The organism is Amycolatopsis sp. NPDC049159, from assembly GCF_040648295.1.
Classification (GTDB): Bacteria; Actinomycetota; Actinomycetes; order Mycobacteriales; family Pseudonocardiaceae; genus Amycolatopsis; species Amycolatopsis pretoriensis_A.
This window is the reverse complement of record NZ_JBEZDL010000003.1, coordinates 103,559-118,068: the sequence shown is the minus strand read 5'-3', so window position 1 is coordinate 118,068 and position 14,510 is coordinate 103,559. Positions and strand designations below refer to the sequence as shown.

Annotated in this window: 13 protein-coding genes and 3 tRNA genes; 6 read left to right on the top strand and 10 right to left on the bottom strand. The window is 70.2% G+C overall.

Annotation, left to right across the window (positions count from 1 at the left end):
• The first annotated feature begins 49 nt into the window (after positions 1-49).
• Both AB0B33_RS06660 and AB0B33_RS06655 read left to right on the top strand, forming a co-directional pair.
• On the top strand, positions 50-1,372 hold the full coding sequence (locus AB0B33_RS06660) for a nucleobase:cation symporter-2 family protein (RefSeq protein ID WP_360767753.1): 1,323 nt from the start codon (positions 50-52) through the stop codon (positions 1,370-1,372).
• Complete coding sequence (locus tag AB0B33_RS06655; protein ID WP_360767750.1) at positions 1,369-1,707, top strand: hypothetical protein; 339 nt, start codon at positions 1,369-1,371, stop codon at positions 1,705-1,707. Before AB0B33_RS06660 ends, AB0B33_RS06655 begins: the two co-directional genes overlap by 4 nt.
• Here AB0B33_RS06655 and AB0B33_RS06650 read toward each other — a convergent pair.
• On the bottom strand, positions 1,635-2,150 hold the full coding sequence (locus AB0B33_RS06650; protein WP_360767747.1) for a hypothetical protein: 516 nt from the start codon (positions 2,148-2,150) through the stop codon (positions 1,635-1,637). The two genes, AB0B33_RS06655 and AB0B33_RS06650, sit on opposite strands and share 73 nt — an antisense overlap.
• Positions 2,151-2,320: 170 nt before the next feature.
• Between AB0B33_RS06650 and AB0B33_RS06645 the strand changes: the two genes are divergently transcribed.
• Both AB0B33_RS06645 and AB0B33_RS06640 read left to right on the top strand, forming a co-directional pair.
• Complete coding sequence (locus tag AB0B33_RS06645; RefSeq protein ID WP_360767744.1) at positions 2,321-3,049, top strand: rhomboid-like protein; 729 nt, start codon at positions 2,321-2,323, stop codon at positions 3,047-3,049.
• 41 nt (positions 3,050-3,090) lie between these two features.
• Positions 3,091-5,412, top strand: a complete 2,322-nt coding sequence (locus AB0B33_RS06640) for an EAL domain-containing protein (protein ID WP_360767741.1) — start codon at positions 3,091-3,093, stop codon at positions 5,410-5,412.
• Here AB0B33_RS06640 and AB0B33_RS06635 read toward each other — a convergent pair.
• The 8 genes from AB0B33_RS06635 to AB0B33_RS06600 form a co-directional block, all read right to left on the bottom strand.
• Positions 5,406-6,191, bottom strand: a complete 786-nt coding sequence (locus tag AB0B33_RS06635; RefSeq protein ID WP_360767739.1) for an arylamine N-acetyltransferase — start codon at positions 6,189-6,191, stop codon at positions 5,406-5,408. The two genes, AB0B33_RS06640 and AB0B33_RS06635, sit on opposite strands and share 7 nt — an antisense overlap.
• A 33-nt stretch (positions 6,192-6,224) precedes the next feature.
• Complete coding sequence (locus AB0B33_RS06630) at positions 6,225-6,575, bottom strand: YciI family protein (protein ID WP_360767736.1); 351 nt, start codon at positions 6,573-6,575, stop codon at positions 6,225-6,227.
• A gap of 128 nt (positions 6,576-6,703) precedes the next feature.
• Positions 6,704-8,233, bottom strand: coding sequence for a hypothetical protein (locus tag AB0B33_RS06625; RefSeq protein ID WP_360767733.1), 1,530 nt, complete (start codon positions 8,231-8,233; stop codon positions 6,704-6,706).
• A gap of 587 nt (positions 8,234-8,820) precedes the next feature.
• A tRNA-Phe gene (locus AB0B33_RS06620) sits at positions 8,821-8,894 on the bottom strand.
• A 31-nt stretch (positions 8,895-8,925) separates the two neighbouring features.
• Positions 8,926-8,999, bottom strand: a tRNA-Asp gene (locus tag AB0B33_RS06615).
• Between the two features lie 21 nt (positions 9,000-9,020).
• A tRNA-Glu gene (locus AB0B33_RS06610) sits at positions 9,021-9,093 on the bottom strand.
• A gap of 99 nt (positions 9,094-9,192) precedes the next feature.
• Positions 9,193-9,966, bottom strand: coding sequence for a hypothetical protein (locus AB0B33_RS06605; protein WP_360767730.1), 774 nt, complete (start codon positions 9,964-9,966; stop codon positions 9,193-9,195).
• A 150-nt stretch (positions 9,967-10,116) separates the two neighbouring features.
• Positions 10,117-10,371 carry a hypothetical protein gene (locus AB0B33_RS06600; RefSeq protein WP_247015573.1) on the bottom strand — a complete coding sequence of 85 codons (255 nt, stop codon included), beginning with the start codon at positions 10,369-10,371 and terminating at the stop codon, positions 10,117-10,119.
• Positions 10,372-12,012: 1,641 nt separating this feature from the next.
• Here AB0B33_RS06600 and AB0B33_RS06595 point away from each other — a divergent pair.
• Positions 12,013-12,447, top strand: coding sequence for a hypothetical protein (locus tag AB0B33_RS06595; protein WP_247015575.1), 435 nt, complete (start codon positions 12,013-12,015; stop codon positions 12,445-12,447).
• Between the two features lie 91 nt (positions 12,448-12,538).
• On the opposite strand, the gene AB0B33_RS06590 is transcribed toward AB0B33_RS06595, so the two are convergent.
• Positions 12,539-12,742 carry a cold-shock protein gene (locus AB0B33_RS06590; protein ID WP_003097368.1) on the bottom strand — a complete coding sequence of 68 codons (204 nt, stop codon included), beginning with the start codon at positions 12,740-12,742 and terminating at the stop codon, positions 12,539-12,541.
• 457 nt (positions 12,743-13,199) lie between these two features.
• On the opposite strand from AB0B33_RS06590, the gene AB0B33_RS06585 reads away from it, so the two are divergent.
• Positions 13,200-14,411 carry an Ig-like domain-containing protein gene (locus AB0B33_RS06585; protein WP_247015577.1) on the top strand — a complete coding sequence of 404 codons (1,212 nt, stop codon included), beginning with the start codon at positions 13,200-13,202 and terminating at the stop codon, positions 14,409-14,411.
• Positions 14,412-14,510 lie beyond the last annotated feature (99 nt).

Genomic DNA, 14,510 nt, shown 5'->3' with positions numbered 1-14,510 from the left:
ACCGTCACGCCCGGCGCGTTGGCTGTTCCCCGGTCGAAAGGGGCCCCGCATGACGAAACACCCGGTAGACGAGGTGCTGCCCGCCGGGCGGCTGGCCCTGCTCGGCCTCCAGCACATGTCGATCATGTACGCCGGTGCCGTCGCGGTGCCGCTGATCGTGGGCAGCGCGCTGAAGCTGGACCCGGCCACGATCGGCTTGCTCGTCAACGCCGACCTGCTCGTGGCGGGCATCGCGACGCTGATCCAGTCGATCGGCGTCGGGAAGCTCCTCGGCATCCGGTTGCCGGTGGTCGCGGGCGCGACGTTCAGCGTGGTGAACCCGATGATCCTGATCGCGTCGCAGTACGGCCTGACCGCGGTCTACGGCGCGATGCTGGCCTCCGGCGTCTTCGGGCTGCTCATCGCCAGACCCTTTGCGCGGCTGATCCGGTTCTTCCCGCCGCTGGTCACCGGCACGCTGCTGCTCGTCATCGGCGTCTCGCTGCTCGGCCCGGGCGCGGGACTGATCGCGGGCAACGACGCGAGCGCACCCGACTACGCGGCCTTGTCGCACCTCCTGCTCGCGTTCGGCGTGCTCGCGCTGCTGATCCTGTTCACGCGGGTGCTGCGCGGGTTCGCCAACCAGATCGGGCCGCTGCTGGCGCTCGCGATCGGGCTCGTGGCCGCGATCCCGCTGGGGCTGGTGCACTGGGACGGGCTGGGCGCGGCCGGCTGGTTCGGGCTCGCGTCGCCGTTCCACTTCGGGGCACCGACGTTCCCGGTCGCCGCGGTGCTGTCGATGTGCGTGGTCATGCTGGTGACGTTCACCGAGTCGACCGCGGACATGATCGCCGTCGGCGAGATCACCGGGCGCCCGCCGACCGACTCCGACCTCGCGCGCGGCCTGGCCACCGACGGCTTCTCGGCCGTGCTCGGCGGCGTGCTGAACTCCTTCCCCGACACGGCGTTCGCGCAGAACGTCGGCCTGGTCCGGATGACCGGCGTCCGCAGCCGCTGGGTGGTCGCGGTGACCGGCGGTATCCTGGTGCTGATGGGCCTGGTCCCGAAGATCGGCGCGTTCATCGCGGCGATCCCGCAGCCGGTGGTCGGCGGGGTCGCGGTGGTCATGTTCGCGATGGTCGCCGCGGTCGGCGCGCAGAACCTCAAGAAGGTGGAGTTTTCCGGCAACCACAACACGTTCATCGTCGCGGTGGCCCTCGGCGTCGGCCTGCTGCCGGCGTTCGCGCCGAAGATCTTCCAGCACTTCCCGGCCTGGCTGCAGACGATCTGCGGCAGTTCGATCACGGTGGCGGCGGTGCTGGCGTTCACGCTGAACCTGCTGTTCAACCACCTCGGCCGGCAGCGGGAGCCGGACCTGCTGGAAGCGCCGTGAGCAGCCGCTCGGCGAGCTGGGCGCCGGAACAGCACGCGCAGGTAGAGCGGGGCCGGCACGAAGCCGAGGATTTCGTCCACCGACGGCACTTCCTCGCCGCGGGCCGCGGCCTTGTCGAGCGCCTCCTGGAGGTCTTCGCCGCGCGGGTCGCGCATCGCGCGTTCGACGCCTTCGGCCCAGCCGAGCAGGTCGCCGGGCAGCTTGGCGCCCCGCTACCTGCCGCGGGCGTGAGCGAGGCGACCTCGCGGAAAAGCCGGCGTGCTCACCAGCAGATGATCAGCAGGCAGGTCGTCGGCTTCGGCTTCGGCGGGGTCGACGGGCGGGTCGGCTGCTGACCGCGCGGGGTGGTCGTCGCGGTCGGGGTGCCGGAGCCGGCCGGGTCGCTGCTGGTCGGCGTGGTCGTCGGCGTCGCGGAATCGGTGCTGGTCTCGGCAGCCGGGGAACTGCCGGGCACCTCGGTGACGGTCTCCCGGGGCACGCCGACGCCGGGGACGACGTCGCCGCCGCCGGTGCCGCCCTCCGGCGGGGAGTCGGTGGCCTGGTCGGCGCCGCCCAGCCCGGTGGTGCGCTGCGGGAACGGGATCACCTGGATCTGGTCGACCGCGGACGCGTCCGGCGTGCCCTTGCCGCCGAGCCCGACCAGCACCGCGGCGGCCCCGCAGCCGATGACGACGGCGAGCATCACCGCGAGCACGCGCCACCGCGACTGCCCCGGTCCCGTCCGGTCACCCCAGCCCTCGCGCACGAGCAGCTCGGCGACCGATACCTCGTCGTTCACCCCGACAGACCTTCCCGAGAGGCCTTTCGGCCGAGATCGTGGCCGTATTTTTACCGCACAAGCCACCCGAATGGGTGAGGAACTGGTAAAAATCTCCCCCCGGTTGCCAGAGTTCGACGGTGAGTGACAACCACAGCGTTTTCTAAGCTGGCACTGGTGATACTCCCAGCATGACCGGCGAAGCTCAGGCCATGCTGCTGAAAGCCGGACGGCCGGCCCCCGCGATCGCCGCCCCGCGGCGCTTCAGCGCGCGGCAGTTCGTCCGGTTCCTCCCGAATCCGAAGGCGACGCCCTTCACCTTCGGCTACCTGGTCCTGCTGCTCGGCACGACGCTGGTGCTGAAGTTCGCCGACCCCGCGGTGACCGAGCGGCTGCTCCGGCTGTCCAGCACCGACGCCCACAACCTCTGGCGGCGGCCGCTGACCTCGCTGCTGACCAGCGCGCTCTGGCTCTCCGACGAAGGCTGGCTCGCCTACGTCGTGATCTTCGCAATTGCCGTCGCCCCGCTCGAACGCCGGTTCGGCGCCCGCCGCGCGGCGACCGTGTTCTTCTCCGGGCACGTGCTGGCCACGCTCGTCACCGAGCTGCCGGTGATGGCGCTGATCAGCGCGCACGTCCTGCCGACGTCAGCCGGGCACTGGCTCGACATCGGTGTCAGCTACGGCTTCTTCACCACGGCCGGCGCGCTGGTGTTCCTGCTGCGCGGCCGGGCCCGGCTCACCGGGCTGGCCGTGCTCGAAGCGTTCATCGCGGTGATCTGGTTCGCCGACGACCCGGCGAGCCTCGATGCGGTCGTCACGCTGCTCGGCCACGCGGTCGCCGCGCACTTCGGGCTGCTGTTCTGGGGGCCGCGGCTGCGTCTCGCGGCGGGTAGGCAGGCGTCGGCGTCGGTGGTGTAATCGACGGGCCACAAGCCGCGAAGCACGGGGGACGGACGCTCATGGAGGCTGACTCGCTCACCGAGCTGGTCGAGCTGAGTCCGGACGCGATCTGCGTCCACGAGCACGGCGTCCTCACCTTCGCCAACCGGGCCGCACTCGACACGTTCGCCGCGCGCGGCCCCGCCGAAGTCGTCGGGCGCCGGTTCGCCGATTTCGTCGCCGACGATTCCCAGGCCGAGCTGGCCGGGAAGCTCGCGCGGCTGACCGAGCCGGGCCAGGCGAGCGAGCCGGTCGAGGCGCTGATGTCCCGGCTCGACGGGAGCAAGTTCGCCGTCGAGACCGTCGTCGTACGCCTGCGGGGCGCCGCCGCGTACCAGGTCGTCATGCGGGACATCACGGCGAAGAAGGCGGCCGCGGACGCCCTCCGCTACCAGGCCGCGCTCGTGTCGCACGTCAGCGACGCCTTGATCGCGACCACCGGCGAAGGCGTCGTGACCAGCTGGAACCCGGCCGCCGAGGCGGTGTACGGCTGGACCGCGGCCGAGGCCGTCGGGCGCCGCGCGAGCGAGCTGGTCGGCGCGCCGCTGGACCTGGTGGCCATCCGCCGCGGCGGCGGGGTCGCCGAGGCGGTGCACCGGCGGCGCGACGGCGCTCCCCTCGCGGTCCGCGTTTCGGCTGCTGAGATGAACGACGGCTACGTGCTCGTCTGCGCCGATGAAACCGCGCGGCGGCGGGCCGAGCAGAACTACCGCACGGTCGTCGCTTCGCTCGACGAAGGCGTGCTGGTGATGGGCCCGACCGGGCTGATCGAGGCGGCGAACCCGGCCGCGTGCCGGATCATCGGCGTCCCCGAACCCGACCTGGTGGGCGTGCCGTGCCACACGCTGGTGCTGTTCACCGAGGCCGGGCACTGGATCCCGCCGGACGAGATGCCGTCGGTGCAGTCCCAGCGGACCGGCGTCACGCACAACGGCCTGGTCGTGCGCCTGCGCCGGCCGGACGGGCGGGACGTCTGGGTGTCGCTGACCTCGCGGCTGCTCGACCCGGACGACCCGGCGGCGCGGGCCGTGGTCACGACGTTCACCGACATCACCGAGACCCGCGCGATCGGCGCGCGGCTGGCCCACGACGCCACCCACGACCCGCTGACGCGGCTGGCCAACCGGACGCTGGTGCTCGACCGGCTCGACGTCCGCGGGCGCGGCCCGCTCACGGTGCTGTTCCTCGACCTGGACAAGTTCAAGGTCATCAACGACTCGCTCGGGCACCCGGTCGGCGACCAGGTGCTGCGGATCGTCGGCGAGCGCCTGCGCCGCAGCTCCGGGCGCGAGGACCTGGTCGGCAGGCTCGGCGGCGACGAGTTCGTCGTCGTCACCGGCGAAGTCACCGAAGCCGTCGAAGTCCGCGCGCTGGCCGAGCACCTGCGGGCCGCGCTGGCCGAGCCGATCGGCGTGCTCGGCAGGCAGCTGCACCTCGACGCCAGCATCGGCGTCGTCCTCGTCGGCGCCGCCGACGGCCGCAGCGCCGAAGACCTGCTGCGCGACGCGGACGTCGCGATGTACCAGGCGAAGACGCTCGGGCGCGGCCGGCACCACTTCTTCGACGTCGGCCTGCGCGAGCGCATGCAGCGGCGGCTGCGGATGGAGCAGGACCTGCGCGACGCGGTCCACGACGGCCAGCTCTGGCCCGCCTACCAGCCGGTCGTCGACCTGCGGACCGGCGAGATGGTCGCGGTCGAGGCGCTGCTGCGCTGGACGCACCCGCGCCAGGGCGCGATCCCGCCCGCGGAGTTCATCCCGCTCGCCGAGGAGAGCGACCTGATCAACGTGATCGGCAAGGCGATGCTGCGCGCGACGACCCGCGAACTCGCCACGCGGCGCGGCCGCGGCCTGGACCTGACGCTGAAGGTGAACCTGTCGGCCCGCCAGCTCGACGACCCGCACCTGGTGCCCGCGGTCCAGGACGCGCTGGCGAGCACCGGGCTCCCGGCCGCCGCGCTGTGCCTGGAGGTCACCGAAAGCGCGTTGATGCGCGATCAGGAAGCGGCCGCGGAAGTGCTGGCGTCCTTGCGGTCTTTGGGTGTCCTGCTGGCGATCGACGACTTCGGCACCGGCTATTCGTCGCTCGCCCAGCTGCGGCGGCTGACGCTGGACACGCTCAAGATCGACCGCTCGTTCATCACCGGGATCGCCGAATCCCGCGACGCGGCGGCGATCGTCACGAGCATCATCGCGATGGCCCACGCCGTCGACCTGACGGTGATCGCCGAGGGCGTCGAATCCGCCGAGCAGGTGGACCTGCTCCGGTCGCTGGGGTGCGACCAGGCGCAGGGCTACCACCTCGGCCGCCCGGTCGCGGCCGCCGAACTGTTCGGTCAGTAACGGGTTTCGAGCCGCGCGAACTCGTCCGCGGTCAGCTCGATGCCGAGGTCCTTGAGGGTCGCGTCGAGCTCGTCGGGCGCGATGGTCGTGGTTTCGCGGTGGCCACCGGGTTTTTCGACGGTGAGTTCGCGGCCGAGGAGCTGCCGGCTGACACCCGGTTCGAGCGTCATGATCACGAGCCGGCCGGTGAACGGCGACTTCGGGTGCGTCGAGGTGTAGTGGTGGTAGACCTCGTAGTCGATGGGGTGCATCCCGTTGAGCCGGAACTCGAGGATGTCCTCGCCCTCCTTCTGCAACGTCCACCAGCCGTCCCGGTGCTGAAGACGCTGGGGCCAGCCGGCTTGGTCGACTTCGACGCCGTCCACGAGCGGGATCGGGTCGAGGATCCCGGCCCCGAACCCGACGTCGGCGAGGAAGCCGCGGCCGTCGACCTCGACGACGAGCGTCATGTGCGTGTACGGCCCGGGCCGGCGCGGCTGGACGCGCGCGGAAAGCCGGTGCACGGTGTAGCCGAGCCGCTCGAGGACGGCGGCGAAGAGGCCACTCTGTTCGTAGCAGTAGCCGCCCCGCCGCCGCCCGACGAGCTTGGCGCTCACGACGTCGAGCGAAATCCCTTGGTGCTGCCCGAGAACGACGTCGACGTTCTCGAACGGGATCGCGCCGACGTGCGCCCGCATGAGGTCCCGCAGCGCCGCTGCGGACGGCGGGCGGCGCTGTTGCCCGGTGCGCGCCAGGTAGGCGTCGAGATCGACGGCGTCGATGCCCCATTCATCGGTCATGGGCCCAGCGTGCACCCTCGACCTCGATCGAGGTCAACCCTCGTGCACGACCTTCCGCACCTCGACGGCGGTGTACTGGGCGTCGGGGATCTTCGCGGCCAGCTCGACCGCGCGGGCTTCGCTCTCGACGTCGACGACGTAGTAGCCGCAGAGGAAAGCTTCGGACGCGACGAACCCGCCGTCCGCGGTGTGCGCGACGCCGTCCTCGACGGTGACGGTCTTGCTCTCGGCCGCTTCGGCGAGCGCTTTGGTCTCGACCATCTCGCCGGATTCGGTTATGAGCTTGATGAACTCGCCGTGTCCTTCGTAGACGCCGTTCTTCTGGTCGTCGGTGAGGGTGGCCCACAGCGTCGGGTTCATGTGGAGGGTCAGGAGGTAGCGCATGTCGTCTCCCCGGTTCGGGCGGCGGCCCCGGTCGGGCTGCCTTCGCCGGGTGGTCGGTGCTGATCCCGCGGTCCGGACATGCCCTCGGACGGTTCACTCGTTCGGCCCAACGCGGCCTGGTCGTACCGCTACGCGAGACCGAACGCGGCCAGCACCTTCCGCACCGCCTCCACGACCGGAGCACCGACCTCGCCCGCGAAGGTGGCCACGCCCAGGATCTTCTTGGCCGCCTTCTTGAGGAGGCCCGGCTCGCTCTTGCCGTCGGCGATCACCTCGTGCGCTTCGTCGACCTCCGCGGCCTCGTCGGCGTCGAGCCGGGGTTTCATCAGCTCGATCGCCTCGGCGAGTTCGCGGAGTGCGTCCTCTTTCCCGCCGACCGTCCAGGTGTTGCCTTCGACCTTGTTGTCCCGGCCGATGACGCTGTTCGACACCGGGGCGCTGATCTCGTACTTGTCGTTGCTGCTCATGTCGATGACCCTCTTGTCGACGTAGGTGATCCGGAGGTGGTGGCCGGTCGTGCGTTCCGGCAGCCGCGCGGTTCGCTCGACCAGGAGGTCCAGGCTTTTGAGGATGCCTTTGCTCTGCCCCAGCAGTTCCGAGCGCAGGCCGCGCAGAACAGCCGGGGAAGCCAGTTCTTCGCAGTTTCCGGCGAAGGCGAGCGCGGACGACTGGTCGAAGCCGCCCCGCTTCTTCGGAACCAGGATTTTCAACTGCGCGGCGAGGAAGCTCTTCAGCTTTTCTTCCGAGAAGACTTCCGGCGAACTGTTCCAGGCCCGGATGACCCCGCGCAGCGATTCCCGCTCGGCGTGCAGCCGCCAGAGGTTCCCGCGGATCTGCCGGGCCCTCGCCCGGTCCGCGACGGCGCCGGTGACCACCGACCAGACGGGGACGATCTTCGCACCGGACTCCACCTGGTAGCCGTTGACGGAGGTGCTGTCGGAGCGCCAGCTCCGCAGGTCTCCGGTGAGGCGCGCGGAGGGTTCCGCCAGCACCGCGGGGAGGCCGCCGGCCACCAGGTCGCCCGGCGCCGCGGTTTCGAAGGACTTGGCCGTTGACACTTCGAGAAACCGCCTGGCCAGGGCTTTCCCGCTGTCGCCCAGCGCCCGGCCGGCCCCGGCGGGAGCCGTGCGCACCTTGACCGCGAGGCAGTCCCGCGCGATGTCCCGCAGCGTGTCCATGGTCAGCCGGGCCCGGCGGCGATGGTCGACGTCGAACCCGAAGTCGAGCCGGGCGGAGACGCCGGAGGAGTAGAGCCGGCGGAACAGCGGGGTGATCCGCGTGCCGTCCCGCAACGACGGCGGTTCGGCGTCGACGAACCGAACGAAGTTCTTCGCGTCGCAGAAGGCCCTTTCCCCGGACCAGTCGGAAATGCCCCCGCGCCGCCGATCCCGGATCGGGCCGGCGTCGCGCACGAACTCGTCATCGCTGACCGGATCCGGCCAATGCGGGGAAGCCAGCCGCCCGGTGGGAAAAGAAGCCAGCAACCGGAGATCGACCAGCGGCAGTTGCACGACGACGAGCATGGAATCGTTTCCCCCCGACGGCCCGAGTTTAGGGCAGAACGATCCCCTCGTCGAACGTAATGGGGATCGCCGCCCAGGAAAGACGTGAGGACAGACCCCGGAGTCACCCGGGTCACCACCCCGCACGCCCAGCACACCGGCACCAACCGGCGTCACGCTGCGGCCGTTTCCTGCACTCGCCCTTACGTGAGGGCGCCCCCCACGCACCGGGTAAGGGCTCCTCGAGCAGCTCGCGGCCCCCGAGGACGCTCGTTGCGCGCAACGAGGCTCCCAGCTTAACGCCCGGGTTGCGCCGCTGCCGTGGACAACCCCCGTGCGCCGTCACGCCGGGTGCCTCGACAGGAATGCCGCATGGCCTACGTCAGGTTCCAGAGCGCCGAGCCCAACGCCGATGGGCGCCACCCCGGCTTGATCAACAACCTGAGCAAGGCAGGCCGTCTACGACCACTCGGTCAACCCGGGCGCGACTGCCTGGTTCAAGGAGTCGGCCGAAGCGCTCGTCGCTCGCGCTGCCGGCTACCTCGAAGTCCTCGACGCCCACGGCGTCCGGTGCGACAAGCTGGTCTCGCACCAGGCGCCCGGGAGGATCATCTACGAGGACGCCGACCAGATCGTGGTCGTCCCGTTCGGTGCTTGACGACGATCAGCGGCGGCACCCGCCGGACTGGCCCCGAACACAAGAAAGCCCCCTTGACCGGAGTCAAGACGGCTTCTTCGAACGGTGGCCAGGGCCGGGGTCGAACCGGCGACCTTCCGCTTTTCAGGCGGACGCTCGTACCAACTGAGCTACCTGGCCGGGAACGCCGGCAAGGAGCCGAACGATCTTGCGACCCTGACGGGACTCGAACCCGCGACCTTCGCCGTGACAGGGCGACGCGCTAACCAACTGCGCCACAGGGCCTTGCGTTACTACTGTACTGCGTACTCCCAACGGGATTCGAACCCGCGTTGCCGCCTTGAAAGGGCGGAGTCCTAGGCCACTGAACGATGGGAGCCCGGTCGGTTTCGGGTGACCGACCGACCGCGCTCTCAGGTCCCCCTGGGAGCGATTACAAGCATAGGGCACGCCGCCACCGCTTTGCACAGGGGGTTCCTTAAGCCTCCAGCGAAGCCGGGACCTGCGCAAACGCCCCGAGTTCCGCCAGCCGGCGCTCGAGCTCGCTCCGCTCCCCCTCGGACAGCGTGGACGCCAGGAGTTCGTCGATCCGCTCGTCGGTGATCGCCTCCGCCTCGCGCCAGCGCTCACGGAGGTCCGGCTTGCGCTCCGCCGCGGCGACGAGCGCGTCGGCCGCGTCCTCCGGCCAGGCCGTGCGCAGCAGCCGCGCGCGCCCGCCCTCGGGGTCGGCGACGACCGCCTCGGGCACCGTCACGCCCAGCGCCCGCAGCGCGGCGAAGTGCAGGCCGCCGCGCAGCTCGCGGAAGACCATCAGCGCGAAGCCGAGGCGTTCGACGTCGCCTTCGGGCCGCTCGGCGTGCTTCCAGCCGGCGAAGAGCGCCAGCCCGCTCGCGTCGGCGGCGTCGACCACGCGGAACAGCAGCTCGCCCAGGCGTCCGGGTTCCAATACGGCCGAAAGGGTGGCGCGCGACCACCGAGCCGACGACTCGGAGTAGGCACGGACGGCGCCGGGTGCGTCGATGGCCGCCGTCGCCGCCGGCAGGACGAAGTCGAACAGCCAGTGCGGGAAGATCCCGAACAGCTCCGCGGCCACCTTCGGCGGCACGTCCCCGAGCACCGCCGACCGCCCCCGGAGGTAGAGCGACCGAGGCGGCAGCCCGACCTCGGCCTCGACCGCCGCCAGCTCCGGCGAAGTCATGAACTTCCCCCCGAGCACCTGCACCACCGACCGGATCCGGTTCGCCGTCGTCATGTTCGTTCCCCTTTCGACCCGACAAACGTAACACTGTTACGAAACCCGCGTCAAAGAGTTGGCGAAGACCAGCCAATTACTCCCCAGAAAGACAACCGACCTGCAAGAACATCACGGGAAGGGTCCGGCACCGACACCGGACCCACCGGCTCACCGCTGAACCGGCGCCTGCCCGTCGTCGTCCAGGTTCAACCCCAGCATCTCCAGCAGCTGAACACAGTCATCCACCCCCAACGCCCCGGCCGCGACCGCCAGCCGAGCCCGCCGGACCTGATCGTCCGACACCCGCTGCGCATCCCCGGCCCCACTGCGCTGCGCCGGCAACGCACCGGCGAACGGAGCACTCCCCCCATCGGCACCTTCGTACCGAAGGAGGAACTGCCGCACTTCAACAGACCCGCTCATAGCTCCTCCACACGGCTCACAACAGCTTGGCCGCGAGGCTAACCAGCGCCGGCCGCCACACACAGCCCCCCGGAGAGTGAACCTGAGACCACGCTCCGCTCAACGCAGCGCAATCGGCAAGGCAGGAGAAGAGCACCACCCGAACGAACGTCACCCACCACGAAGTGACACCACGAGCGGAAAAATCCCGCTCTCCACTCGCCCTCCCCACCAAGTCGTGCAACAATCGAGGTGCTGACACACCCCCGGTCAGCGCCTGTGGAGATCCCCTCCGACCCCCGCGTTCCTCCCCCTGGCGCGGGGGTCCTCCATTTCTGGGCCTGCTCGGGCTTCGCCCTGCGCTACGGCCCATTCATTCCGGCGTATTGCCCGGGGGCCGAGCCCCCACGGTGCCTTCGGTTCGGCTTGGCGGGGTGGGCGCCTCGGGCGCTGGGCGCCCTGGCTCAGTGGGGTCCGCGTCCGTTGGTTGCAACCCTTCCGTTGGGCTTGCCCCTGTAGACGCTTGGCGATGGGGTTCGGTTGAGTGGGTTTGCTCGGTTGGACTCGTCCTGGGCGTCTCTGCCGGTCGCTCCCGCTCTTGTGGCCCACCTGTGTCGGTGAGGCCGTCCCGCTGAGCTGACCCTCCTGCGGGCCCTTCTCACTCCCGGCCGGCCCGTCCCGGTTCGCGCCTCCTGCGTGGCCCTTCCGGCCTCCGCGGCCCCATCTCGCTTCTGCCTCCCGCGCGGCCCCGCTCACCCCCGCGGCCCCAGCCCGGTTCGACCCACCCGCGCAGCCCTTCTGGCCCCCGCCACCCCATCCCGCTTCAGCGCTCCCGCGCGGCCCTTGTTCGCACCATCACCCCCTCTGGGCATGCGCTCAGGCAGGGTTCTCGTATTGGCGGCGGTCTGCTCGTCGCTCCGCCGCGCCCGCGTCGGCCGCGGTTCTCTGACCGCCCTCCACGGCCCCGCCCCGGCTCGCACAGCCCACCCCAGCCGCTTTCCCTCAAGCGCCCGCCGTCGGCCATCGCCCACTGAGCCCGCCGGCCGCGCCCTTCTTGCAACGAGCCGGCTCGCCCATGGGGACACCCCGCCCGGCCAGTCCTTCCAACGCTGAACGAGCCAGCTCGCCCGCGGAGACACCCCGCCCGGTTGGCCCTTCCACACTGAACGAGCCAGCTCGCCCGCGCAGGCACCCGGCCCGGCCAGCCCCTCCCCACACTGAACGAGCCAGCTCGCCCGCCCGCCCGCCCGGCCTCCCACGCTGCCCGCCCTCCCGGCCCCGCCTTCCCGAGCACCTTCCGACAGCACCCCGACCCGGCCGCCCACCCGCCCAGCCGACTCGATCTCCCCCGCAATCCCTCCCGGCCATCGCAGCCACCCCGCCGCACCCGCCCGGAAGCGCGTAGGTGAGCCCTCAGCCCGCGTGCCCCACCGAGTCGTGCCCCCAGCCGCCACCCTCAGCGCGCCCCATCCGTCGTCCGAGAATTTGTCGCGCACCGTTCTTGATCGATTCGCTCGGTTATTACGACATTGCCCTCCGTTAAATACTCACCCCGACGCATTGCGCTGATTGGGGGACGGTTGCTCTGTTTGGGGAAATTCAAGGGCGTGTCGTGGCTCACAGTGGTTTGCGGGGCGAGACCTAACCGTTATCGTGACTGGCGTGCCTCTTCCCTCCCTTGGCCGCTTGAGCAGCCGCACGAACCTCAAAGCCGCGTCCTCCGGGCGCCATCGTGGTGCCGCGAAGCCTGCGGACGACGGTGTCGTCGAGGACAAGGAACTCACCTCCTACCTCGCCGCGCTGGCGCCCGATGCCGACAACGAGAGCACCGGGACCGGCAAGCGCTTCGGCGAGGCGCAGGTCATCCAGCTCCGGATGAGCCTCATCGCCAACCAGCAGCTGAAGGACATCGCCGCCGAGCGGGACATCTCGCCCCAGGCGCTCGCTCAGGAGTGGATCCTCGAGCGGCTCAACTGGGAAGGCCAGGCGGCCTCGCTGCAGGACCAGCGCCAGCAGACCGGTGACCTCACCGACCTCACCGACGAGTTCCACTTCCCCGCCGACGCCTTCGAAGCGCCGGCCCTCGGACGGCGCTGAACCGGCCAGAACCCATGAGAAAGGGCCCCCGGCGATCGGAATCGCCGGGGGCCCTTCGCTCAGGCCTTGAGAAACGCAGAGGGCCTGGTTGTCAGATCGCGCGGACCTTCTGGGCCTGCGGACCCTTCTGACCCTGGCCGACCTCGAACTCCACTCGCTGGTTCTCCTCGAGAGTGCGGAAGCCGCGGCCCTCGATCTCCGAGTAGTGAACGAAAACGTCGCCTTCGCCGCCGTCCTGCGCGATGAAGCCGAAGCCCTTCTCCGCGTTGAACCACTTCACAGTGCCTTGCGCCACCGCTGTACTCCTCGTTACACAGATCCGCTTCGAATGCCACCGAAGCGGCACCCCGACCGTCCCGGGCGGTTCCAACGAGACGAGTCAAGAGCGGGTCGGCTCCATGGCTCGCGTCAGAAGTTCCGCGAGTGTGAAGCCACGAACACGCAAAACGACGGCCTGAGAGCAGACTACCGGGATCTGGCCAAAGTTGAACCCCGTGATCGAGGCGAAAACCGGCTCTGCGCACCAAGGTCACCGGAACGTCGTAGGGCTCCCACCCGGTTCTGTCGGACCCACCGGCTAGTCTGGCGCAGCACAGCGACACCGTGATCACCGGATACGGCTCGGAGTCGCCCGTGCCCCCTCAGTGAAAGCCCGCAGCGATCATTGTGACCTTCGTCACGCGACTCTTGCTCAACGTCGATGGTCCGCGGGGCGTCTCGAAGAGGGGAGGCACCAAATGGGGCAAAGGGGAATGGGTGTGACGGTGAGGACTTCCACGCGGCGCCGGGGCGCGGCAGTGGTACTGGGCTTGGTCGCGGTGCTCGCGCTGGGGGCGTGCAGCAGCGAACCGACGGTCTCGGCGAGCGGCACTTCGGGCGGGGGCCCGACGGCTTCTCCCGCGCCGAGCGCACAGCCCGCGAAGCTGACGGTGACGCCGGCGGGCGGCGCGCAGGACGTGGCGCCGGGCGAACCGGTGGGTGTCCAGGTCGCCGACGGCACCATCGTGTCGGTCACGCTGACCAACCCGGAGGGCAAGCAGGTCCAGGGCCAGGCGTCGGCGGACAAGAAGAGCTGGAGCACCACCGAGCAGCTCGGCTACGGCAAGACCTACACCTGGGCCGGGCAGGCGCAGGGCGCGGACGGCAAGAACGTCGCCATCGGGGGCGCGTTCACCACCGTCAAGCCGCGGCGCCAGCTGTCGGCGAGCCTGAACGTCGGTGACGGCCAGACGTACGGCATCGCGATGCCGATCGCGCTGACCTTCCCGAGCCGCGTCACCGACAAGGCCTCCGTCGAGAAGGCGCTTTCGGTCGAGACGACGCCGAAGGCCGAGGGCTCGTGGGCCTGGCTGAACGGCGACACCACGGTGCACTGGCGGCCGAAGGAGTACTTCAAGCCCGGCACGCAGGTGAAGGTCAACGCCAAGATCTACGGCGTCAAGATCGGCGACGGCGTGTACGGCAAGCAGGACGTGTCGGCCAGCTTCGCGATCGGCCGCTCGCAGATCGTCAAGGGCAACACCACGCAGCACACGATGCAGGTGATCCGCGACGGCCAGCAGATCGCCGACTACCCGGTGAGCTACGGCCTCGACTCCGACCCGGGCCGCGTGACGCACAGCGGCGTGCACGTCGTGATGGGCAAGCAGGCCACGTACGCGATGAGCAACCCGAAGTACCACTACGAGAACGTCGTGGTGCCGTGGGCGGTCCGGATCTCCAACAACGGCGAGTTCATCCACGGGCTGGCGGCATCGGTCTGGGCGCAGGGCAAGAAGAACGTCTCGCACGGCTGCCTGAACCTCTCGCCGGCGCGGGCGAAGGAGTACTACGACGGCGTGCTCACCGGTGACCCGGTGGAGATCACCGGCAGCACGCAGACGCTGACCGCCAAGGACGGCGACTACAGCGACTGGACCTACGACTGGGCGAGCTGGCAGAAGCTGTCGGCCCTCGCCGGCTGAAGCCACTGAGGAGGACCGGGCGGCCGGGAAGTCCATCGCGGACTTCCCGGCCGTTCGTGTTTTCCGCGTGGCTCCGTTTTCCCGAAAAGCCGATGCAAC